Origin of the sequence: Pseudomonas sichuanensis, assembly GCF_024749065.1 — a bacterium.
In the GTDB taxonomy this organism is placed as follows: domain Bacteria; phylum Pseudomonadota; class Gammaproteobacteria; order Pseudomonadales; family Pseudomonadaceae; genus Aquipseudomonas; species Aquipseudomonas sichuanensis.
This window is the reverse complement of the sequence record NZ_CP087185.1, coordinates 3154527-3175448: the sequence shown is the minus strand read 5'-3', so window position 1 is coordinate 3175448 and position 20922 is coordinate 3154527. Positions and strand designations below refer to the sequence as shown.

At 64.9% G+C, this 20922-nt stretch carries 20 protein-coding genes; 10 read left to right on the top strand and 10 right to left on the bottom strand.

The window, feature by feature from the left end; all coding sequences use genetic code 11:
- Positions 1–226 precede the first annotated feature (226 nt).
- Both LOY51_RS14340 and LOY51_RS14335 read left to right on the top strand, forming a co-directional pair.
- Positions 227–1033 (top strand): substrate-binding periplasmic protein, encoded by an 807-nt coding sequence (locus LOY51_RS14340; protein ID WP_125858808.1) that lies wholly within the window; start codon positions 227–229, stop codon positions 1031–1033.
- 124 nt (positions 1034–1157) lie between these two features.
- Positions 1158–1841: an alpha/beta hydrolase gene (locus tag LOY51_RS14335; RefSeq protein ID WP_125858807.1), complete on the top strand. Its 684-nt coding sequence runs from the start codon at positions 1158–1160 to the stop codon at positions 1839–1841.
- 4 nt (positions 1842–1845) lie between these two features.
- On the opposite strand, the gene LOY51_RS14330 is transcribed toward LOY51_RS14335, so the two are convergent.
- Entirely contained in the window at positions 1846–2133 is a 288-nt protein-coding gene (locus tag LOY51_RS14330) for a hypothetical protein (RefSeq protein ID WP_125464231.1), read from the bottom strand.
- Between the two features lie 324 nt (positions 2134–2457).
- On the opposite strand from LOY51_RS14330, the gene LOY51_RS14325 reads away from it, so the two are divergent.
- Complete coding sequence (locus LOY51_RS14325; protein ID WP_125858806.1) at positions 2458–4536, top strand: putative bifunctional diguanylate cyclase/phosphodiesterase; 2079 nt, start codon at positions 2458–2460, stop codon at positions 4534–4536.
- On the opposite strand, the gene LOY51_RS14320 is transcribed toward LOY51_RS14325, so the two are convergent.
- Positions 4533–4796 (bottom strand): DUF1652 domain-containing protein, encoded by a 264-nt coding sequence (locus tag LOY51_RS14320; RefSeq protein ID WP_125858805.1) that lies wholly within the window; start codon positions 4794–4796, stop codon positions 4533–4535. The genes LOY51_RS14325 and LOY51_RS14320 overlap by 4 nt on opposite strands.
- A gap of 298 nt (positions 4797–5094) precedes the next feature.
- Here LOY51_RS14320 and LOY51_RS14315 point away from each other — a divergent pair, with 298 nt between their 5' ends.
- Positions 5095–6324: a pyridoxal phosphate-dependent aminotransferase gene (locus LOY51_RS14315; RefSeq protein ID WP_125858804.1), complete on the top strand. Its 1230-nt coding sequence runs from the start codon at positions 5095–5097 to the stop codon at positions 6322–6324.
- Here the strand turns inward: LOY51_RS14315 and LOY51_RS14310 are convergent.
- On the bottom strand, positions 6250–6897 hold the full coding sequence (locus LOY51_RS14310) for a DUF1345 domain-containing protein (protein WP_258641712.1): 648 nt from the start codon (positions 6895–6897) through the stop codon (positions 6250–6252). The two genes, LOY51_RS14315 and LOY51_RS14310, sit on opposite strands and share 75 nt — an antisense overlap.
- A 181-nt stretch (positions 6898–7078) precedes the next feature.
- Positions 7079–8260 carry an NnrS family protein gene (locus LOY51_RS14305; protein ID WP_258641710.1) on the bottom strand — a complete coding sequence of 394 codons (1182 nt, stop codon included), beginning with the start codon at positions 8258–8260 and terminating at the stop codon, positions 7079–7081.
- Positions 8261–8470: 210 nt separating this feature from the next.
- Here LOY51_RS14305 and LOY51_RS14300 point away from each other — a divergent pair, with 210 nt between their 5' ends.
- Positions 8471–9385 (top strand): site-specific integrase, encoded by a 915-nt coding sequence (locus LOY51_RS14300; RefSeq protein WP_258641708.1) that lies wholly within the window; start codon positions 8471–8473, stop codon positions 9383–9385.
- Positions 9386–9579: 194 nt separating this feature from the next.
- On the opposite strand, the gene LOY51_RS14295 is transcribed toward LOY51_RS14300, so the two are convergent.
- The 3 genes from LOY51_RS14295 to gspG form a co-directional block, all read right to left on the bottom strand.
- Positions 9580–9810, bottom strand: coding sequence for a nucleotidyl cyclase domain-containing protein (locus LOY51_RS14295; protein WP_223811823.1), 231 nt, complete (start codon positions 9808–9810; stop codon positions 9580–9582).
- Positions 9811–9874: 64 nt separating this feature from the next.
- Complete coding sequence (locus tag LOY51_RS14290) at positions 9875–11065, bottom strand: type II secretion system F family protein (RefSeq protein WP_125464225.1); 1191 nt, start codon at positions 11063–11065, stop codon at positions 9875–9877.
- Between the two features lie 11 nt (positions 11066–11076).
- Positions 11077–11502 (bottom strand): type II secretion system major pseudopilin GspG, encoded by a 426-nt coding sequence (gene gspG / locus LOY51_RS14285; protein ID WP_110994457.1) that lies wholly within the window; start codon positions 11500–11502, stop codon positions 11077–11079.
- Between the two features lie 174 nt (positions 11503–11676).
- On the opposite strand from gspG, the gene LOY51_RS14280 reads away from it, so the two are divergent.
- From LOY51_RS14280 to LOY51_RS14265, 4 genes are all read left to right on the top strand, one after another.
- Positions 11677–12291 carry a lytic transglycosylase domain-containing protein gene (locus LOY51_RS14280; RefSeq protein ID WP_125464224.1) on the top strand — a complete coding sequence of 205 codons (615 nt, stop codon included), beginning with the start codon at positions 11677–11679 and terminating at the stop codon, positions 12289–12291.
- 118 nt (positions 12292–12409) lie between these two features.
- Complete coding sequence (locus tag LOY51_RS14275) at positions 12410–13858, top strand: sensor histidine kinase (RefSeq protein WP_258641707.1); 1449 nt, start codon at positions 12410–12412, stop codon at positions 13856–13858.
- A 280-nt stretch (positions 13859–14138) separates the two neighbouring features.
- Positions 14139–15632 (top strand): sensor histidine kinase, encoded by a 1494-nt coding sequence (locus LOY51_RS14270; protein ID WP_125858798.1) that lies wholly within the window; start codon positions 14139–14141, stop codon positions 15630–15632.
- The gene (locus tag LOY51_RS14265) at positions 15601–17028 is read left to right on the top strand and encodes a sigma-54-dependent transcriptional regulator (protein WP_258641706.1); all 1428 of its coding nucleotides are present in this window, start codon (positions 15601–15603) and stop codon (positions 17026–17028) included. The genes LOY51_RS14270 and LOY51_RS14265 overlap by 32 nt, the downstream gene beginning before the upstream one ends.
- 11 nt (positions 17029–17039) lie before the next feature.
- Here LOY51_RS14265 and LOY51_RS14260 read toward each other — a convergent pair whose 3' ends face one another.
- The 3 genes from LOY51_RS14260 to LOY51_RS14250 form a co-directional block, all read right to left on the bottom strand.
- On the bottom strand, positions 17040–17333 hold the full coding sequence (locus LOY51_RS14260) for a hypothetical protein (RefSeq protein ID WP_125858796.1): 294 nt from the start codon (positions 17331–17333) through the stop codon (positions 17040–17042).
- Between the two features lie 106 nt (positions 17334–17439).
- The gene (locus tag LOY51_RS14255) at positions 17440–18792 is read right to left on the bottom strand and encodes a GntP family permease (protein ID WP_125464219.1); all 1353 of its coding nucleotides are present in this window, start codon (positions 18790–18792) and stop codon (positions 17440–17442) included.
- 113 nt (positions 18793–18905) lie between these two features.
- A complete protein-coding gene (locus LOY51_RS14250) occupies positions 18906–19445 on the bottom strand; it encodes a gluconokinase (protein ID WP_125858795.1) in 540 nt (179 codons plus the stop codon).
- A 208-nt stretch (positions 19446–19653) separates the two neighbouring features.
- On the opposite strand from LOY51_RS14250, the gene gntR reads away from it, so the two are divergent.
- Positions 19654–20673, top strand: coding sequence for an HTH-type transcriptional regulator GntR (gene gntR, locus LOY51_RS14245; RefSeq protein WP_125858794.1), 1020 nt, complete (start codon positions 19654–19656; stop codon positions 20671–20673).
- The last annotated feature ends 249 nt before the right edge of the window (positions 20674–20922 follow it).

Below are 20922 nucleotides of genomic sequence, written 5' to 3'. Positions count from 1 at the left end.
CATAGGCGCCAAACCTCTAAAGGCGAACACCTCGCAGCCCCCCAGACCCACCAAATGCAGAAACCCCCGCCAATCCAAATGAGTGCGTGGCGATCTGCCATTTCTGGTGCACACTGTATCGGGCCCGTTTGACTTACTGCTACTGCAGTTTGGGCACTTTGACCAGGTCGGAGCATGGAGCGCCCCAGGCCATTTCTGTCAGGCACGCAGGAGCGAGAGGGTCGCGATGAGCGCACAGCGTCGGTACCGGTCGGTGTTATGGCTCGCCTTGGCCTTGCTGCCGACCCTCACCCTTGCACATGAGCCGTGCCGGCAACTGACCGCCACCGGCAACCCGGAATACCCACCTTACCTCTGGCGCGACCCACACAACCCCCAGCAACTGATCGGTGCCAATGCCGACCTGCTCAAGCACGTGGCCAGTGAGCTCGGGCTTGCGGTGCAGGTCCTCTACACCGGCCCCTGGTCGCGGGCCCAGGAAGAGCTGAACACCGGGCGTATCGACCTGATGGCCGGCTACTTTCATACCCAGGCCCGGGAGCAGTGGGTCGATTTCGTCAGCCCGCCGTTCCTGTTCAACTCCAGTGTGGTCTGGGTTCGCAAGGGCGAAGGCTTTGCCTATAGCGACTGGTCCGACCTGAAGGGGCGGCGCGGTGGGACCCTGGTCAACAACAGCCATGGCCAGGCCTTCGACGACTATGCCCGCGCGCAACTCAGCCTCGAAGCGGTGCCCAGCGCCACCCAGGCCTTCGAAAAGCTGCTGCGCAAACGCAATGACTACGTGATTTTCGAGCGCTATCCGGGCTTGGCCCTGGCCCGTACGCTGGACCAGGAGCAGCAGCTGGAGGTACTGGAGCCGCCGGTCTCCAGCGAAGGGCTGTACCTGGCGCTGTCGCACAAGTCCTCCTGCAACACGCCCGAACTGCGTGAGCAACTGGCGCTCAAGCTCAAAGCGCTGGTCGCAGGGCCGCTGCCCGAGCAACTGATGAGCGAGAACCTGGAACGCTGGAAGCGCCAGCAATCAGGGGAATGAAGCAGCGCTTTGGTCATGAGCAGGGCTGGCGCCTGCCACCTTTCATCTAAAGCGTGGCTGACGGTCGCCTATGCTGTTTCAGCGACATCCATGTCCCTCGATCACCCAGCGAAGAGGCAAGCCCATGAGCAAAAAGCCTACAGTCGTTCTCGTCCACGGTTTCTGGGGCGGCGCCGCCCATTGGGGCCGAGTGATCGTCGAACTGTCACGTAAAGGGATCAGTGAATTGCGGGCAGTGGAGCTGCCGTTGACCTCCCTGGCCGATGACGCCGAGCGCACGCGCAAGATGGTCGCGCAGGTACAGGGGCCGGTGCTGTTGGTGGGGCATTCCTACGGCGGCGCGGTGATTACCGAGGCGGGTAATGCGGCAAACGTGATGGGGCTGGTCTATATCGCAGCCTTCGCGCCCGATGCCGGGGAGAGCCCCGGCGGCCTGACGCAACAGCACCTGCCGGTGGCGGCGCCGAACCTTGAGCCGGACAGCGACGGCTACCTGTGGATCAAGGCCGACAAGTTCCACGAGAGCTTCTGCCAGGACCTGTCGGCTGACGATGCCCTGGTGATGGCGGTGACGCAGAAGGCGCCGCTGGCCAGTACCTTTGGCGACAACATCAGCGACCCGGCGTGGAAGCACAAGCCCTCGTGGTACCAGATTTCCAGCAAAGACCACATGATCGCACCGGCCAACCAGCAGATGATGTCGGCGCGGCTGAACGCGCGCAAAGTCATCACCCTGGACGCTAGCCATGCCTCGCTGGCGTCCCACGCACGGGAGGTGGCGGCACTGATCGAGGAAGCGCTCGGTTAGCTGTTCAGCTCTTGCACTTGGCCAGCACTACCTGGCAGGTCTTCGGTGCACCGCCGGAGCGGCCGGCATAGCGCATGCAGCTGTCCAGCGACTTGCGGCTGGCCGTGGCCAGGGTCGGGCCGAAGGCCAGGCCGCCTTCGCCGCTGCTGGGCATGGCCTTGGCGTAACAGTTGGAGCCTTGGGCGGCGTAGCGGGTACTGGCATGTTTGCTCGAGCAGCCGGCTGTGAGCGCCAGGCTCAGGGCGAGCAGGGGGAGGGCGAGCAAGGGCATGGGCCCGGACCGGGTGGCCATCGTGAGCTCCTGAAACAGTGGTAAAAGGTTGTGGCGGCTTGTACAGACTAGCTGGAGTCGCTTCGCTTGGCGCGTGAGGGTGCCCGACCAGCGCCGCCAAGTGCAAGCCCTGCAATGGCGGATGGCTTTGGCAGTGGTGCAACAGACGACAAGTGGCAATCTGCCTGTATCCGCTATCCCAGAGGCTCTAGCGCAGCTATTACGTCGCTTTCGGCTAGTCATTGGATCCATTCTCGCTCGCGAAAACCCCGTGCGTTTCGTCAAAGCTTGAGTACAATCATCGGCTTTTCCGGGCACCCCTTCGCCCCGCTCCTGGAAGTGCAAATGCTGATCGGTAGTTACTCCTCCTCGCTGGTGTTGATCTCGCTGTGCGTGGCCATTCTTGCCTCTTATACGGCCCTCGATCTGACCGGGCGCATCGCCACGGCCAAAGGGCGCGCGGTGCATCTGTGGATGGGGGGCGGGGCACTGGCCATGGGCATCGGCATCTGGTCGATGCACTTCATCGGCATGCTCGCCTTCAGCCTGCCGATCAGCCTGGGTTATGACACCACGCTGACGGCGCTGTCCCTGCTGATCGCGGTGCTGTCGTCGGGCTTTGCCCTGTGGCTGGTGAGCCAGCCGAAGCTGCCGTGGCTGCAGCTGGGCTTCGGTGCGCTGATCATGGGCACCGGCATCGCCTGCATGCACTACATGGGCATGGCCGCGCTGCGCATGCAGCCTGGGATCGACTATGACCCGACCCTGTTTGGCGCCTCCCTGGCCATCGCGGTAGGCGCATCGGCTGCGGCACTGTGGATCGCCTTCCGCCTACGCCAGCACACCCCGTATGTACGGCAGGTGCGTGGTGTGGCGGCGGTGGTGATGGGTATCGCCATCGTCGGCATGCACTACACCGGCATGGCGGCGGCGAACTTCCCCGAGGGCAGCTTCTGCGGCGCGCTGGCCGATGGCCTGGCCGGCGATGGCCTTGATTACCTGGTGCTGATCACCACCCTGGCGGTACTGGCCGTGGCACTGCTCACCTCGGTGCTGGATGCGCGCCTGGAAGCGCGCACGGCGGAGCTGGCGCGTTCGCTGACGCTGGCCAACCAGGAACTGACTCAACTGGCCCTGCATGACACCCTCACCGGGCTGCCCAACCGCACACTGCTGGCCGACCGCATCGAGCAGGCCATGGGCCGGGTGGCGGAGCAGGGCGGCTGCTTTGCCCTGATGTTCATCGACTTGGACGGTTTCAAGCCGGTCAACGATGCTTTTGGTCACCATATCGGCGACCTGCTGCTCAAGGCGGTGGCGGCGCGCTTGCGCGGCCACCTGCACAGCCAGGACACCCTGGCGCGTATCGGCGGTGACGAGTTCGTACTGTTGGTCGAGCTTGGCGAGCCGGACGATGCCATGAACGTCGCGGCCAAGCAGGTCAACCTGATGGCCAAGCCGTTCCGGGTGGCCGAGCATGACCTGATGCTGTCGGCCAGCCTGGGCATCGTGCTCTATCCGGGCAACGGCCTGGATCAGCATGAGCTGCTGCGCAACGCCGACGCGGCGATGTACCACGCCAAGAGCGCCGGCAAGAACGGCTACAGCTTCTTCGACGCGTCGATGAACAGCAACGCACGCCAGCAGCTGCAATTGCTGCAGGACCTGCGCACGGCGCTGGAGCATGGCCAGTTCCGCCTGCATTACCAGCCCAAGTTCGACGCCGTCGCGCGCCAACCCATCGGCGCCGAGGCGCTGCTGCGCTGGGAGCATCCGCAACATGGCCTGATGCTGCCGGACCGCTTCATCGGCCTTGCCGAGAAGACCGGGCTGATCATCCCCATCGGCGAGTGGGTGCTGGGCGAGGCCTGCCGGCAGATGCGCCAATGGCTGGGCGAGGGGCGGGAGGACTGGCGTATCGCGGTCAACCTGTCGGCGATCCAGTTCTGCCATGCCGGGCTGGTCGACAGCGTCGCCCAGGCCCTCGCCGATAACGGCCTGCCGGCCAACCGGCTGACCCTGGAGATCACCGAAACCACCGCCATGCGTGACGCCGATGCCAGCCTGATGGTGCTGCAGCGCCTGTCGGACATGGGTGTGGACCTGTCCATCGATGATTTCGGCACCGGCTATTCCAGCCTCATGTACCTCAAGCGCCTGCCGGCCAACGAGCTGAAGATCGACCGAGGTTTCGTCCGCGACCTGGAGCAGGACAGCGATGATGCGGCGATCGTCTCGGCCATCGTTGCGCTGGGCCAGGCACTGGGGCTACGGATCGTCGCCGAGGGGGTGGAAACGGACCGTCAGCAGGATTTCCTGACCCGGTTGGGCTGTGACTCGCTGCAGGGTTACCTGCTGGGCCAGCCGGTACCGCCCGAGCAGTTCATGAATGGGCTGGACGCACGGCGGGAGACGGTAGGCTAGACCGCGTCGCGTAGCGGGTTGACGCTCAGGTCGAAGGTCTCCATCTCGGCCTCTACCGCTTCGATGATGCGCTCGACATCGGTGGCGGCCATGATGGCCGCGCAGGGGATGCCAGCGATGGCCAGCAGGGTTTCACCGCTGGCACGGTCGAAAAGACGGGCGACCATGCTGCGTGGCGCATCCATGCTGGCTTCGAAACCCAGAGGATGGAAATGCCAGCGCATCACCTGGCAGGCGTTGGGGAACGTCATCTTGTTCATGCCAGCCTCCTTGTTCGTTGCTGAACGGGGTGATGTCGACGCTAGAGGTCAGACGAGCCTTACCTGGCCGTCGGAATCTAACCATAGCAGTCGCCACGGCAACCTTCCGCGCAAAACATGACAAATGTGTTAATGCATGACAGCCGTCACAGTGGCCTGTTGGCGACCGGCTGGCGGCCGCCTGCCTGGGCAAACGTTTTCCCGCGGGGGCGGGGGCTGACGCCGGTGCTTGCTCTGCTATGTTTACCGACAGCGCGTTTCGGACCAGCGGCGCTGCCGGGCAGACAGGGAGACAGTCATGCGTTACGCCACGCTCACCCAACGTATTGCCGGCGACGCGGCTGCCGCCTGGGACATCCACTACCAGGCCCAGGCCCTGCGCAAGCAAGGCCGTGAGGTTTTCCTGCTGTCAGTGGGCGACCCGGATTTCGATACCCCCGCAGCGGTGGTTGAAGCCGCCGTGAGCAGCCTGCGCCGGGGCGACACCCATTACAGCGATGTGCGCGGCAGCCTGGCCCTGCGCGAGGCGATCGTGCGCCAGCGCCGGCTGGCGCTGCACCCGGACCAGGTGGTGGTCACCGCTGGCGCCCAATGCGCCTTGTATGCAACCTTCCAGTGCCTGTTCGAGGCGGGTGACGAAGTGATTGTCGCCGAGCCCATGTATGTCACTTATCACGGCGTGCTCGGTGCCTGCGGGGCGCAGGCGGTGCAGGTGGCCGTGCAGCCGGAGCAGGGCTTTCGCCTCGATCCCGAAGCGGTGGCCCGAGCCATCACCCCGCGCACCCGCGGGCTGCTGCTCAACAGCCCGCACAACCCCACCGGTGCGGTTATCCCTCCGGCAGACCTGCGCCGTCTGGCGCAATTGTGCCGCAAGCATGACCTTTGGCTGGTGTGCGACGAGGTCTATCGGGGCCTGCTGTATGAAGGCGAGGCGACCAGCCCGCTGGGCCTGCCGGGCATGGCCGAGCGCTGCGTGGTGATCGACAGCCTGTCCAAGACCCATGCCATGAGCGGCTGGCGGATTGGCTGGGTGATCGGGCCGCCGGCGCTGGCCGAGCACCTGACCAACCTGGCGATGGCGATGCTGTTCGGCCTGCCGGAGTTCGTGATGCAGGCCGCCTGCGTGGCGCTGCAACAGCAACTGCCGGAAGTGGCGTGCATGCGCGAGGCTTACCGCCAGCGGCGCGATCGGGTGTGCGCGGTGCTCGAAGGCTGCCCTGGGGTGCAGGCCCACCGGCCGGCCGGGGGCATGTTCGTGATGCTGGACATTCGCGCCACCGGGCTCAGCGCCCAGGCCTTCGCCCAGCGCCTGCTCGACGAGCAAGGCGTGGCGCTGCTGCCGGGGGATGCCTTCGGGCCGAGCGCTGCCGGGCATGTACGCCTGGGCCTGGTGCTGGAAGCCGAGGTGCTGGAGCAGGTATGCCGACGGATCGCCGCCTGTGCGCGGCGCCTGCTAGGCGAGCAGGCCAGCGGCGATGTTGATGGTGAAACCGAGGATCGCCGTGTTGAACACGAAGCCTACCAGTGAGTGGGCCAGCACCACCCGGCGCATGGCGCGCCCGCCGACCCCCACGTCCGAGGTCTGCACGGCGACGCTGATGGTGAACGAGAAATAGTGGAAGTCCCAGTAGTCCGGGTCGCGCTCGCCATCGGCGAAGCGCAGCGGTGGTTCGTGGCGGTTGCCGGTGTAGAACAGCCGGGCGTAGTGCAGGCTGAAGATGCAGCCGATCATCAGCCACGAGCCGGCGACGGTGAGGCCGGTGTACAGGTAGTGCAGGGCCAGGGCGTTGCCCGCAAGGCCCCGGCTTGAAACCAGTTGCAGGGTCACCGCGGCGAGGCTGGCGATGGCGGCGACGCTCACGGTGATCAGCACCAGGCCGGCGTTTTCGTCCTCGATGCGGGCCACCCTGCGCACCCTGTCGGGCGTGGCCCGCAGGCTGAGCCAGAGGACCATCAGCAGGTACAGCCAGACCCCGAGGTTCCAGCCGGCGAGGATGTGCTGCACGATGTCGTCGGCCGGGATCAGCCAGGCGCCGGCAAGGCCGGCCAAGGTGGCGAGGGTGAGACGGGGGTGGGTGCGGGTCAGGTGGTGGAGGGCCATGCGGTCTCGTTGTTGAAGAAGAGTGCCGTTCAACTGTAGCCCAGTCTGCCTCCCTTCGCGGCGCTTCGGCGCTCCCACAGGAGGCGTATTTCCTGACCTGTACGCTGTACCTGTGGGAGCGGGCTTGCCCGCGAAGGGCTGCGAAGCAGCCCCGATCCGGCTTGACCAACCAGCAGCAGGACTAACCCGGCATCCCATCTACACGGGGCCGCATCAGAATCGGCAGGTAGTGCCAAACGAACAGCAGCAACGCCGCGCAGCCAAACATCACCGAAAGCCCCAGCCCCAGTGACGAGAAGGGCGTCACCAGCACCCGTGCAACCGCGGCCAGCTGGATCAGGGCAAACGCCCAGCCGATGCTTCGCGGCACCTGCAAAGGCCGCCCGGTATGCCCCAGGCTGACCCGCGCCATCATCGCCACGATCAGCCCGGTCATCGCCCCTACCGTCAGCGCGTGGGCTGGCAGGCTGGGGTTGAACGCAACGCCCGCATGCCACATGGCCAGGCCCAGGCAGGCCGGGATCAGCCAGGCATAGGCCAGGTGCAGCGACCACAACAGCGGCAGCCGCCACAGGCCACGGTCGTGCCACAGCACCAGGCGCACCGCGTGCAGCACGGCGAGGGCAGCGAACAGCACCGCCATGGCGGGTTGTGGGGTGTCGTTGAGGCCGAGCACATAACTGATCGGCAGGGCTACGCTGCCCAGCAGGCAGGCGCGGTCGAGCCGGGGCCGAGACGGGGCGGGGCTCATGTTGCCCAAGCCGCGACAGGTGAAGAACGGGATGACCCGCCCGCCGATCACGCTCATCATCGCCGCCACCAGCCACAACCCGGCGAGCACGCCACGCCGTTGCCACGCCTCGTCCTGGTTCAGCCAGCCGAGCAGGGTGATCCACTGGCAGCTGGCGAGCAGCAGCACCAGCGCCACGATCGGGTAGTTGTTGCGCAAACGCCGCTGGATGATCGGCCGCGCCAGGGCCAGCGCCACCAGCGGCAGGAATGCGCCATGCACGGCCACCAGCAGTGCTGGCGGCAGCGCCAGGAACCAACTGGCGCGCCCCAGCAGCCAGAGCAGGAACAGGCCCTGCAGCCAGCGCCCGCTGAGGCCAGGCAGGCCGCTCCAGTTCTGCACTGCCGTGAGCAGGAAGCCGGCGACGATCGCCACGGCAAAGCCGAACAGCATTTCGTGTCGGTGCCAGGCGAGCATGCCGCCAGGGGCGGTGGTGTGCAGGGCGCCACTGAGCACGCCGGCCCATAGCAACAGGGCGAGCAGGGCGAACAGGCTGCCGCCGAGGAAGAATGGTCGAAAACCCAGGGCCCAGAGGGCCTGGCGCGGACGGGCGGCAATCGGCTGGACAAGCATGGCAGGACCCTTGGTTCGATCACAGAGGTTGAATGGGGTAACATCACGAACCGTGCCAGCGCTCAAACCCTTGAATATCAAGGTGATGGCACATCACTGAGTCATATTGACCAGATTATTTTGTTGTCGTTTTGACATCTTCGTGTGTCATAACGACTCGCTTTACGCTTTGCTTCACCACGAGCAAGGCTTCGCTACAGGATCCCCGTTGTGATTGACCTCGCGCGCAACCCGCTGCTGCAGTACCTGGCCCGCCTGGCCCCGTCCAGTCAGCTGACCATGCGCTATATCCTCCAGGACGCTGCTGACCGCCTGGGTTTTGTCGATGCCGACATCGCCGATGTGCCGTGGCACCGCCTTGAGCCCGGCCATGTGATCGCCCTGGTTGCCGCCCTGCGTGCCGACGGCTATGCCCCAAACACCTCTTCGCTGTACGTCAATGCCGTGCGCGGGGTGATGAACGAGGCCTGGCGGCTGGGGCTGATCGAGCATGAACAACTGCTGAAGATCCGCGAGATCAAGCCAGCCAGCGGCAGCCGCCTGCCCCCGGGGCGCAACCTGCGGCGTAGCCTGATTCGTGAGCTGATGGAGGTTTGCGCCGCCGACCCGCGGCCCCAGGGCGTGCGCGATGCGGCGATCCTCGCGCTGCTGTATGGCACCGGCATGCGCAAGTCGGAGTCGGTGGACATCGACCTGGCCCAGGTGGACTTCCAGGAGCGCTGCGTGCAGGTGCTGGGCAAGGGCAACCGCCAGTTGCTCAAGTACGCCCCGGCCTGGGCCTTCGACAAGCTCTCGGCCTGGCTCGAGCTGCGCCGCCAGCACCTGCCGGCCGGCGAGCGTGACGACAGTTTCCTGTTCAACCGCATCCGCCGCGGCAGCCACATCACCCGCGCGCGCATCACCAAGCACGCCATCTACTACATCGCCCGCCAGCGCGGGGCGCAGGTGGGGGCGAAGATCATGCCCCACGACTTCCGTCGGGCGTTCATCACCCGGGTGATCGAGGAACATGACCTGTCGATCGCCCAGAAGCTGGCGCACCACGCCAATATCCAGACCACGGCGATTTATGACCGGCGCGATGACAACGAGCGGCGACGGGCGGTGGAGCGCTTCGACTATTGAGCAGTGCCGGTCGGCGCAACTGCTGGCCCCATCGCTGGCAAGCCAGCTCCCACCTGGACCGTGCTGACCACCCCTTATGCGCTCCTACAGTGGGCGTGCAAGTTGATTGTGTGGGAGCCGGCTTGCCGGCGATGAGGCCAGTGCAGGCAAGCCAAGACTGTCGCCTGCACAGGATCATCTTGCGCAGGGGGCGCTCAAGCCCCGGCGTATTGCAACACCCGGCTGCGCCCCTGTTGCTTGGCCGCATACAGCGCATGGTCGGCCATCGACAGCAGCCGTGACAGATCGCATTCCGGTGCCAGCCGGCTGACGATGCCGATGCTCACCCCCAGCCTCCCGCAGTCCAGCATCGGCAGCCCGGCAAACCCGGCGCAGATCCGTTGCGCCACGGCGACCAGCATCAGGGGCGGCAGGCTAAGCGGCACGTGGCGGGGCTCTGGGGATAAGCCGCGAATGCCAAGCCAGGTGTGTGGCCATTTGCTACTGCGCTCAGTGAATGCTCGAAGCCAGTTCGAAGATCGGCATGTACATCAGGATCACGATCAGGCCGATCAACAAGCCGATGAAGGTCATCAGCAGCGGCTCGAACAGCTTGACGAACCACTCGACCCAACGCCCGATCTCCTGGTCGTGGAAGTCGGCGCAGCGCTCCAGCATCTCGCCGAGGTTGCCCGACTGCTCGCCGGCCCGCAGCAGGCGCAGCGACACCGGTGTCACCAGTTGCCCGGCTTCCAGTGCATCGGACAGCGGCAAGCCTTCGGCCACGCGACGGCTGGCCTGTTCCAGGCCCTCGGCGGCGGCGCTGCCCAGCAGCCCCCGGGCCATGCCCAGGGCGGTGAGGATGGGGATACCACCCTGCAGCAGAATCCCCAGCGAGCGGTAGAAGCGCGCCAGTTCGTACATCACCAGGCGCTGGTGCAGGGCCGGGACACGGCGCAGCTGGCGACTGGCCCAGCGGCGCACGGCCGGGTGGCGGCGCAGGGTGACCAGCAGCGTGATGGCGCCCAGCGTACCGAGCCCCAGGGGCAGTTGCTGGGCGTGCAGGAACAAGCCGATCTGCATCAGCACCCGTGACAGCCATGGCAACTCGGTGCCCATGCCCTCGAACACCAGGCTGAAACGCGGCACCACGTAGCCGAGCAGGAACAGCACCACGCCACCGCCCACCAGCAACAGCAGCAGCGGGTAGACCGAGGCGCCCACCAGCTTCTGGCGCACCAGGTCCAGGCGCTGGCGGTAGCCGATGTAGCGCGTCAGCGCATCGCCCAGCGCCCCGGTGCGTTCACTGGACTGCACCAGCGCCACATACAGCGTGGGGAATACCCGTGGCTGCTGGGCCAGGGCCTGGGACAACGAGCGCCCTTCATAGAGCTGGCGCACCAGCTGTTCCAGGGTCTTGCGTGCGCCGCCTGCTGGCGATTTCTCGGCCAGGCTTTCCAGCGCGTCGATCAGCGGCAGGCCAGCATTGAGCAGGGTGGTCAGCTCCTGGCTGAACAGCACCAGGTCGAACGCTGGCGCGCGACGCCAGGGCAGGGCACGCAGGCCAAGGCCCATGCTGCGCGCGCTGAGTACCCGCAGGCCCTGGTCCTCGGCCTGGCGCCGCGCCTGTTCGAGGTCTTCGGCCTCCACCTGCAGTTGCACCACGCCCTGGCTGCCCAGGGCCTTGAGCTGATAGCGCATGGCCGGGCTCCTTATTGCCAGCTGGTGATCTCGGCGTTCTCGCCATCGCCGCCGGGCTGGCCGTCCTTGCCCATCGACAGCAGGTCGTACTCGCCGCCGTTCTCGCCGGGTTGCCGGTAGATGTAGGGGCGGCCCCAGGGGTCCTGGGGCACGGCTTTCTGCAGGTAGGGCCCGGACCAGCGCGCCTCGCCGCTGGGGGCTACGGTCAGCGCCTGCAGGCCCTGTTCGCTGCTGGGGTAATGGCCGACTTCCAGGCGGTACAGGTCCAGGGCCTTGCCCAGGCCCTCGATCTGCGCTCGCGCCACCTTGGCCTCGGAACGGCCGAGCTGGCTGAAGTACTTGGGCGCGACGATACCGGCCAGCAGGCCGAGTACCACCAGCACCACCAGCAGTTCGAGCAGGGTGAAACCCTGTTGGGCATGGATTCTGCGCTGCATGGGGAAACCCTCCGTTGCGTGTGCACAGCTGCCATGCAACAGCCGTGCACGTCTGCGCCGGGGCCTTGCGCCATGCGGGATGGCAAGCGGCACGCTGCTTGCGTCGTGCTCCGTACATCCGGGTTTTCCGGGGCATTTCCCCCACATCGGGGGCCACGGTGGGAGGCGAACGACATGCGTGGACTGAGTTTTCTTGGCCTGGCAGCAGGATTGATGTCGGCAGTGGTGATGCCGGAGGCAATAGCCGACGTGTACATCGCCAGCGACGGCAAGGGCGGCTTCATCCTGTCCAACGTGCACCGCCCAGGCCGGCAGTACGAGCGGGTGATCAGTGAGTCGACGGCGGACGGCGGGCCGGCCAACGCCCAACTGGTCACCGGCCGGCCCTACGCCGATCTGGTGGCCGCCGCCGCCCTGGCCAATGATGTGCCCCAGGCACTGCTGCATGCGCTGATCAAGGCCGAGTCGGGCTACAACCCCAAGGCGCGTTCGCCCAAGGGCGCGGCGGGGCTGATGCAGTTGATGCCGGATACGGCCAAGGAAATGGGGGTCAAGGACGTGCTCGACCCGAAATCCAATGTGCAGGGCGGGGCACGCTATCTCAAACGCATGCTGACCCTGTTCGACAACGACATCACCCTGGCCGTCGCCGCCTACAACGCCGGGCCCGAAGCGGTGCTCAGCCGCGGCAAGGTGGTGCCGCCGTTTGCCGAGACGCGGCGTTATGTGCCCAACGTGCTGCGTGATTACCGCCTGTTGCGGGGGTTGGCCGAAGATTCGCCGCTGTAGCCAGGTGGGCTGGCGGGTCCCTTGGTCGCGAAAGTACCGGGCAGTGGCGTAAAACCATCATGGTTTCCCCAACACTGGGCTATAACCTTCAAACAGGTGCCCAGCCGCGGAGCCCGCCATGGACCTCGCCCCCCGTCCCGACACACTCATGCCTGCCGCCGAGGCCAGCACGGCGCGCCGGCCATTCAACCTGCTGCGCTGGTATGCCTGGGTCAGCCTGGCATTCATCGTTTCGGTGGCCGTGGGGCTGGGGTTGATCTCCAGCCGCTACATCATCGACGAGAGCGTCCAGCGCGATGCGTTGCTGACCGCCCAGTTCATCACCTCGATAGCGGACGCAGAGGTGCGCCATGTGTCGATCCCCAATGTGCGCACCATGGGCGAGCTGCTCGACCCGCGTACCGATCACGGCATGCCGGATGTCGACCCCGAGGCCCGGCGTAGGGCCCGAGGCGAGTTTCTCGACCATATCGCCCACCTGCCGGACATGCTCCTGGCCAACATCTATGCCCCCGACCGCACGGTGATCTGGTCGAGCAACCCGGCGCTGGTGGGCAAGCTGATCGAGGGCGACGACGACCTCGACCGGGCCTTCGAGTACAAGATGCGGGTGTCGGCGAGTTACCACGACTTCGATAAAGCGCGCAGTGAACAGAAGTTCGTCACCCCGCCTGAACAGCTGTTCATCGAGAACTACATTCCGCTGTTCGATGCCGATAACGATCAAGTCACCGCCATGGTGGAGATCTACAAGGAGCCCCACGACCTGATCGTGCGCATCGAGCATGGCCTGCTGTTGATCTGGCTGGCCGTGGTGGTGGGCGCCGGGCTGGTCTATGCCGGGCTGTACGGCATCATGCGCCGGGCCGCGCGCTTGCTGGCCGTGCAGCAGAAGCGGCTGATCGGCAACGAGACCTTCGTTGCCCTGGGCGAGGTGTCTTCGGCGGTGGCCCACAGCCTGCGCAATCCGCTGGCCAGCATCCGCTCCAGCGCCGAGCTGGCCCAGGCCTTCGATGAGGGCCCGGCGCAAAAGCATGTGAACGACATCATCAACCAGGTCGACCGAATGTCGCACTGGGTGCGTGAGCTGTTGCAGTCGCTGCGCCCGTTGAGTGAAGAGGCGGTGCCGGTGGACCTGGGCCAGGCCCTGCAGACCAGCCTGCAAGCCTACGACACGGCGCTGCGGCGCAACAGCGTGCAGGTGCGCCTGGCCGAATTGCCAGCGGTGCAGGTGCTTGGGCAGCCGGTGTTGCTCGGGCAGATTTTCAACAGTTTGATCGCCAATGCCCTGGAGTCGATGGAGCAGGGCGGCGAGCTGCGGGTGGAGCTGGTGCGCCACGATCGACGCAGCCTGACGCTGCGCCTTTCGGACACCGGCCGGGGGATGAGCGAGCAGCAACAGCGCCTGGCCTTCCGGCCGTTCTTCTCCACCAAACAGGGAGGCCTGGGGGTGGGGTTGATGCTGGTCAAGCGGATCATGGAGCGCTTTGGCGGCTCGGTGCGGTTGAGCAGTTATGAAGGCGTCGGTACCCGGGTGTCGCTCAACTTCCGCCTGGCCCAGTCATGACATGGATACCGGTGGCATTGCGCAGGCACATGGTTTCATTGGGGTTGCAAATGATGGGTGAAGATTACCCAAATGTGGGGAACATTTCTCTAACTTACTTTATGAATATTCGCTAACTACCTGATTATCAATGAATATTTAAATGAGACAAGTGCTGGCCAAAATCTTGCTTTCCATCATCTAACCTTCGGCCAAGGCCGGCATCATGGTCGGCAGCCATCAATGTGCTACTGCGCGTAGCGCAGGCCATCCTCGGCAGTATCCAGGCGGGAATCAGGCGATGCAGACACTGCAGGACGAAGCCCCCGACAAATCCGCTGCGCCCTCGACCGGGCAGGCTGCGCCGCTACGCGACTTCAACCTGCTGCGCTGGTTTTCACTGGTCAGCCTGCTGATCATCGCTTCAGTGGCCATTGGCCTTGGCTATGCGTCGACACGCTTCGTGGTGCGTGACAGCGTCGAGCGCGATGCCATGCTCACCGCCCAGTTCATCCAGGCCATGGCCCAGGCCGAGGTACGCCATTCGCAATTGCCGCCGGGCGTCACCATGGGCGAGCTGCTCGACCCTCGGCTCGACCAGCAGCACCTGCAGTTCACTCCGCAACTCGCCGAGTCGACCCGGGTGGAGTTCCTCGACCATGTCGAGCACCTGCCCGACACGCTGTTGGCCAACGTCTATGCCCGTGACCGTACGGTGATCTGGTCGACCAATGTGCAACTGATCGGCAAGCGCATCGATGAAGATGACGACCTCGAGCATGCCTTCCGCTCGCGCAAATCGGTCTCGGCCAGTTACCACAAGGCAGACGAGGATCGCGAGGAGCAGAAGTTCGAGCACGAGCCGCGCCACCTGTTCATCGAGAACTACATTCCCTTGTTCGACAGCCAGGGCGAGCAAGTGCTTGCCATGGTCGAGATCTACAAGGAGCCTCAGGACCTGGTGCGACGCATCCAGCGTGGCTATGTGCTGATCTGGGGCTCGACCCTGGCAGGTGGTGGGCTGATCTACTTCGGGCTGTTCTGGATCGTGCGCCGGGCTGCGGGCATGCTGCACCACCAGCAGGATCGCCTGGTGGCGAGCGAAACCTATGCCGCCCTTGGCGAGATGTCCTCGGCGTTGGCCCACAGCCTGCGCAATCCGCTGGCCAACATACGCTCGAGCGCCGAGCTGGCCCAGGAGATCGCCAACCCGGCGGCGCAGAAGAATATCGGTGACATCGTTACCCAGGTCGACCGCATGTCACGTTGGGTACGCGACCTGCTGGTGTCGCTGCGCCCGGTCAGTGACGAGCCCGAGGCCGTCGACCTGGTCGCCGCCATCGAGGATGCGCGGCAGATGTTCACCCCACAGATCCAGCGTAACGCTGTGCGCTTCAGCTTCAGCGGGCCCGCCGAGCAGTGGGTGGCCAGCCAGCCGTTGCAGCTGACGCAGATCCTCAACAGCCTGTTCGCCAACGCGCTGGAAGCGATGCCCCAGGGCGGCGAGTTGCGTGCCGAGGTGCTGACGCTGGATGGGCAGCAGGCCCAGCTGTTGCTCAGCGACACCGGCAAAGGCATGACCGAGCAGCAGAAACGCATGGTGTTCAAACCCTTTTTCACCACCAAGCAGGGCGGCCTGGGTGTCGGCCTTGCGTTGGTCAAACGCATCATGGAGCGCTTTGGCGGTTCGGTCGAGCTGAGCAGCCGCGAAGAGGAAGGAACCCGCGTCAGCCTTACTTTCAATCTTGCAGCGGGAGGGGACCATGGATCACAGCATCCTGGTGGTAGAGGATGACGAAATCCTCGCCGACAACATTTGCACCTACCTGAAACTCAAAGGCTTCGAGGTGACGGTATGCCACAGCGCCGAGCTGGCCCTGGAGCAGATCAAGCGGGCCCAGCCTGACGCGGTCCTCACCGACAACTCGCTGCCCGGCATGAGTGGTCATGACCTGTTGCGCACCCTGGTGGCCCAGGCCCCGGAGCTCAAAGTGATCATGATGACCGGCTACGGCAACGTCGAGGACGCCGTGCTGGCCATGAAGGAGGGCGCCTTCCACTACCTCACCAAGCCGGTGGTGCTGGCCGAGCTCAAGCTGATGCTGGACAAGGCCCTGGCCACCGAGCGCATGGAACGTACGCTGTCGTTCTACCAGGAGCGCGAGGCACAAAAGTCCGGTTTGCAGGCGCTGATCGGCGAGTCACCCGTCATGCTCGAGCTCAAGCACACCCTGCGCCAGGTGCTCGATGCCGAACGGCGCATGGCCAGCGACGACCTACCGCCTGTGCTGGTTGAAGGCGAAACCGGCACCGGCAAGGAGCTGGTGGCGCGTGCCCTGCATTTCGACGGCAGCCGCGCCAAGGGGCCCTTTATCGAGTTCAACTGCGCGTCGATCCCGGCCAACTTGTTGGAAGCCGAACTGTTTGGCCATGAGAAGGGCGCCTTCACCGATGCCAAGGAGCGCCGTGTGGGCCTGGTCGAGGCGGCCGATGGCGGCACCCTGTTCCTCGACGAGATCGGCGAGATGGACCTGGTGCTGCAGGCCAAGCTGCTCAAGCTGCTCGAAGATCGCAGCATTCGCCGCATTGGCGCGGTGAAGGAGCGCAAGGTCGATTTGCGGGTGATCAGCGCCACCAACTGCAACCTCGAGCAGATGGTGCAGCAGGGCAAGTTCCGTCGCGACCTGTTCTTCCGCCTGCGCATCATCGCCCTCAAGGTGCCCCGGCTGTATGCCCGTGGCCAGGACATCCTGCGCCTGGCGCGGCACTTCCTCGCCCATCACGGGCGACGCTACGGCAAGCCTGGGCTGCGTTTCTCCGCCGAGGCCGAGGCGATGATGCTCGGCTACAGCTGGCCGGGCAATGTCCGCGAACTGCGCAACATGCTTGAACAGACCGTATTGCTGGCACCCAGCGAGGTGATTGGTGCGCACCAGTTGAACCTGTGCCTGACCCTGGTTGACGAACCCGTAGCCCAACCGGTGCCGGCGGCCATCTTCGAACTGCCTCGGCATGAACCGGAAACCGCTGGCAGCCTGCCGGACATGGAGCGCGACATGGTGTGCCGCACCCTCGACCGCACCGACTGGAATGTCACCAAGTCGGCACGCCTGCTGGGGCTGTCGCGGGACATGCTGCGCTACAAGATCGAAAAACTGGGGTTGACGCGGCCGGACAAGCGGCAGTGGTGAGGCGGCGCGCCTCAGGGCTTGCCGCTGGCGCCTTCACCTTGGCGCCCCATGCCCTCTGAGCCACTTTCCCCCAGCCCCGGCAGATCCTGATCAACATTCTGCCGGGCCGCAGGGCTGTCAGGGTCATAGCCCTTGATCCGCGGGTCGGTGTCCCGAGGCATGGGCTTCTCGATCGGGTTGAGGGTGCTGTCCACGCCCGGCTGTGGTGCCGGGTTGTGCGGATCGTCGGGGTAGGTGGCGCCGGTGCCGGCGGCGAACGCCAGGGGCGATGCAAGCAGGGCGGCGAACAGGAAGGATCGGTTCATCGGGCAAGCTCCTCGCGACAGAAAGAGATCGGCCCCGCTTGCGCGGGGCCGCTGTCTCACTTGGGCCACGTCCTCGTCAGCAAGTTGCCATGGCCCTGATCAACGGTCACACCACCTGGGCCAGCAACATGATGAAGATGATGCCGACCACCGACAGGATGGTCTCCATCATGCTCCAGGTCTTGAAGGTCTCGGCCACGGTCATGTTGAAGTACTGTTTGACCAGCCAGAAACCGGCGTCGTTGACGTGGGACAGGATCAGCGAACCCGCGCCGGTGGCCAGCACCAGCAGTTCGCGGTTGACGCCCGGCACCAGGTCGATCACCGGCGCGACGATGCCCGCGCCGGTGATGGTGGCGACTGTCGCTGAACCTGTGGCAATGCGGATCACCGCCGCCACCAGCCAGGCCAGCATGATCGGTGAAATCTCGGCCTGCACGGCCATTTGCCCGATCACGTTGCCCACGCCGGTATCCACCAGCATCTGTTTGAAGCCGCCGCCGGCGCCGACGATCAGCACGATCGCAGCAGTGGGGGCAAGGCTCTGGTCGAGCATCTTCATGATCTGCTGGCGGCTGAAACCGCGCGCCGAGCCGAAGGTATAGAAGGCCAGCAGCAGGGCGGCGAGCAGGGCGGTGATCGGGTGGCCGATCAGGTCCATCCACTGGCGCACGATGTGCTCGGCCGGCAGGACCACGTCGGCGAAGGTCTTGAGCAGCATCAGCACCACCGGCAGCAGCACGGTGATCAAGGTCACGCTGAAGCTGGGCAGGTTCTTCTGGTCGGACTCACGGGCGATCTGGTCCATCAGCTCCTGGGAAGGGTTGCCGGGGATGTAGCGCGAGATGAAGTTACCGAACAGTGGGCCGGCGATGACGGCGGTGGGCAGGGCCACCAGCAGGCCGTAAAAGATGGTCTTGCCGATGTCGGCATGGAAGATGCCGATCGCCAGCAATGGCCCTGGGTGCGGCGGCACCAGGCCGTGCACCACCGACAGGCCGGCCAGAAGCGGGATGCCGATCTTCACCAGCGACACCCCGGAGCGGCGGGCGACGATGAACACCAAGGGAATCAGCAGCACGAAGCCGATTTCAAAGAACAGCGGGATGCCCACCAGGAAGGCGGCGAACATCATTGCCCAGTGCACTTTCTGCTTGCCGAACGCGCGAATCAGCGTCTGGGCGATCTGGTCGGCACCGCCGGAGTCGGCCATCAACTTGCCGAGCATGGTGCCCAGCGCAAGGACGATGCCGACAAAGCCCAGCACGCCGCCAAAGCCGTCCTGGAACGATTTCATCACCTTGGCCACCGGCATGCCGGAGGTCAGGCCAAGAAAGCCTGCGGCCAGGGTGAGGGCAACGAAGGGGTGGACCTTGAAATGGGTGATCAGCAGGATGAGCCCGATGATGGTGACCATCGCGTCGAGCAACAGGAAGGTATCAGTAGCCAGTCCGAACATGGTTCGTATGCCTCGGTCTTGTCGTTGTTGTTTTGGCGTAGCTTGGTTTTGAGCGTTCGCCACTTTCAGGTGGCGAGATAGCGCTATCTTTGGTGAGCCGGAAAACCGCCGGGTCAGGCAGTCCGCGCCAGGGGCCGCTCACCGCAGGGCTTTAGCCAGTCATGCACGGTCTCGGCGAGGGTCTCGATCGGGCGGGTGGCATCCAGCGCCAGGGTGAGTGGCTCGCCCAGTGGTGATTCCAGGGCGGCGAACTGGCTGTCGATCAGGCTGGCCGGCATGAAGTGGCCGGGGCGGGCGAGTACGCGCTTTTCGGCTTCCTGCGGGGTCAGTTCGAGGAATACGAAGCCCAGCTCGGGCACGGCCTGGCGCAAGGTTTCGCGGTAGCGGCGCTTGAGTGCCGAGCAGGTGAGGATCGGGCGTTCGCCGGCTTTGATGATGGCCTGCAGCTCTTCGCCGAGGCGCACCAGCCAGCCGGCGCGGTCGTCATCGTCCAGGGGGATGCCGGCGCTCATCTTGGCAATGTTGCTGGCGGGGTGGAAAGCATCGCCTTCGACCAGGCGACCGCCGCTGCGCGCAGCGATGGCGGCGCCGATGCTGCTTTTGCCGCATCCAGCCACACCCATCACCACTATCGCGGACAGGGGAAAGTTCATCGGTACCTCCTGCTGGGTGAGATAGCGCTGTCTCGACCAGGGCGAAACGAGAGTGCAAGCGCCACCCTCCCGGGTGTTATTGATTTTGTCTTAGGCAGTATGGACGCTGCATGCATGGCTGCTACCAAGATTGCATTGCCTGCATCCAGAGACAGCGCTACCTTAGTGACCGTTCCCCATTCCTGCAAGTAGTAAAATTACAACATTCATGTCTCGCATCGGCTCGCGTACCACAGGTCGTCCCACTCTGGCGGAAGTCGCCAGGCTTTCCGGGGTATCCCCTATTACCGCTTCTCGCGCCTTGCGCGGGGTGAGCACTGTCGCCCCGGAATTGGTGGCCAAGGTCGTGGCGGCAGCAGGCAGCCTGGGCTACGTCGCCAACCCGGCGGCGCGGGCCTTGGCCTCGGCGCGCAGCCAATCGGTGGTGGTGCTGATTCCGTCATTGTCGAACCAGCTGTTCATCGACACCCTCGAAGCCATTCACGAGGTGATGCGCCCGCGTGGCCTGGAAGTGCTGATCGGCAACTATCACTACGATATTGCCGAGGAAGAGAACCTGATTCGCAACTATCTCGCCTATCAACCTTGCGGCATGTTGCTCACTGGTTTCGAGCGCAGTGAGGGGGCGCGGCAGTTGCTTGCGGCCAGCCATGTGCCCTGCGTGCACATGATGGAGCTGGGCGGTGATGCGGGGGCCTTGTCGGTGGGGTTCTCCCAGCACCAGGCCGGCCGTGCGGCGGCGCAGCATCTGATTGCGCGTGGGCGGCGGCGGCTGGGGTTCATCGCGGCGCAACTGGACCCGAGGGTGATGCAGCGTGCCGAGGGCTTCCGTCAGGCCCTGGCGGAGGCTGGGTTGCAGGCGCCGGAGCTGGAGATGCTTGACCCGCAGCCTTCGTCGATTGGTTTGGGCGGTGAGTTGTTCAGCCGTTTGCTGGCGCAGGCGCCGGATGTGGATGGGATTTTCTTCTGTAACGATGACCTGGCGCAGGGGGCGGTGCTGCAGGCGCTGCGTGAGGGGGTTGCGGTGCCTGGGCGGGTGGCGATGATCGGGTTCAACGATCTGCCGGCTTCGGCGCATATGGTGCCGCCGTTGACGTCGATTCGTACGCCGCGGGCGGCGGTTGGGCGGGGGGCGGCGCAGGCGTTGCTGGCGATGCTTGATGGTAAGCGGGTGGTGACTGAGCAGCAGGATCTGGGGTTTGAGTTGATGCAGCGGGAGAGTTCTTGATCGTTGGTGTGGTTTTGACTTGGGCCGAGAATATTGAATATTGAATATTGAATATTGAATTGTTTGTTTGGTAATTGGTTTGTTTTTATAAGGTATGCGCATTCATTAGATTTATCGACGCATAGTCACCTTTCCGCCCTTACGGCGGGTTACTTTTTTTCTTGGAAAAAAGTAACCAAAAACCGCTCGCTCCATTCATACGGCCCTCCGCTGCGCTCCGGGTCCCTTCGCTCCGGCGTCCTCCGGGCC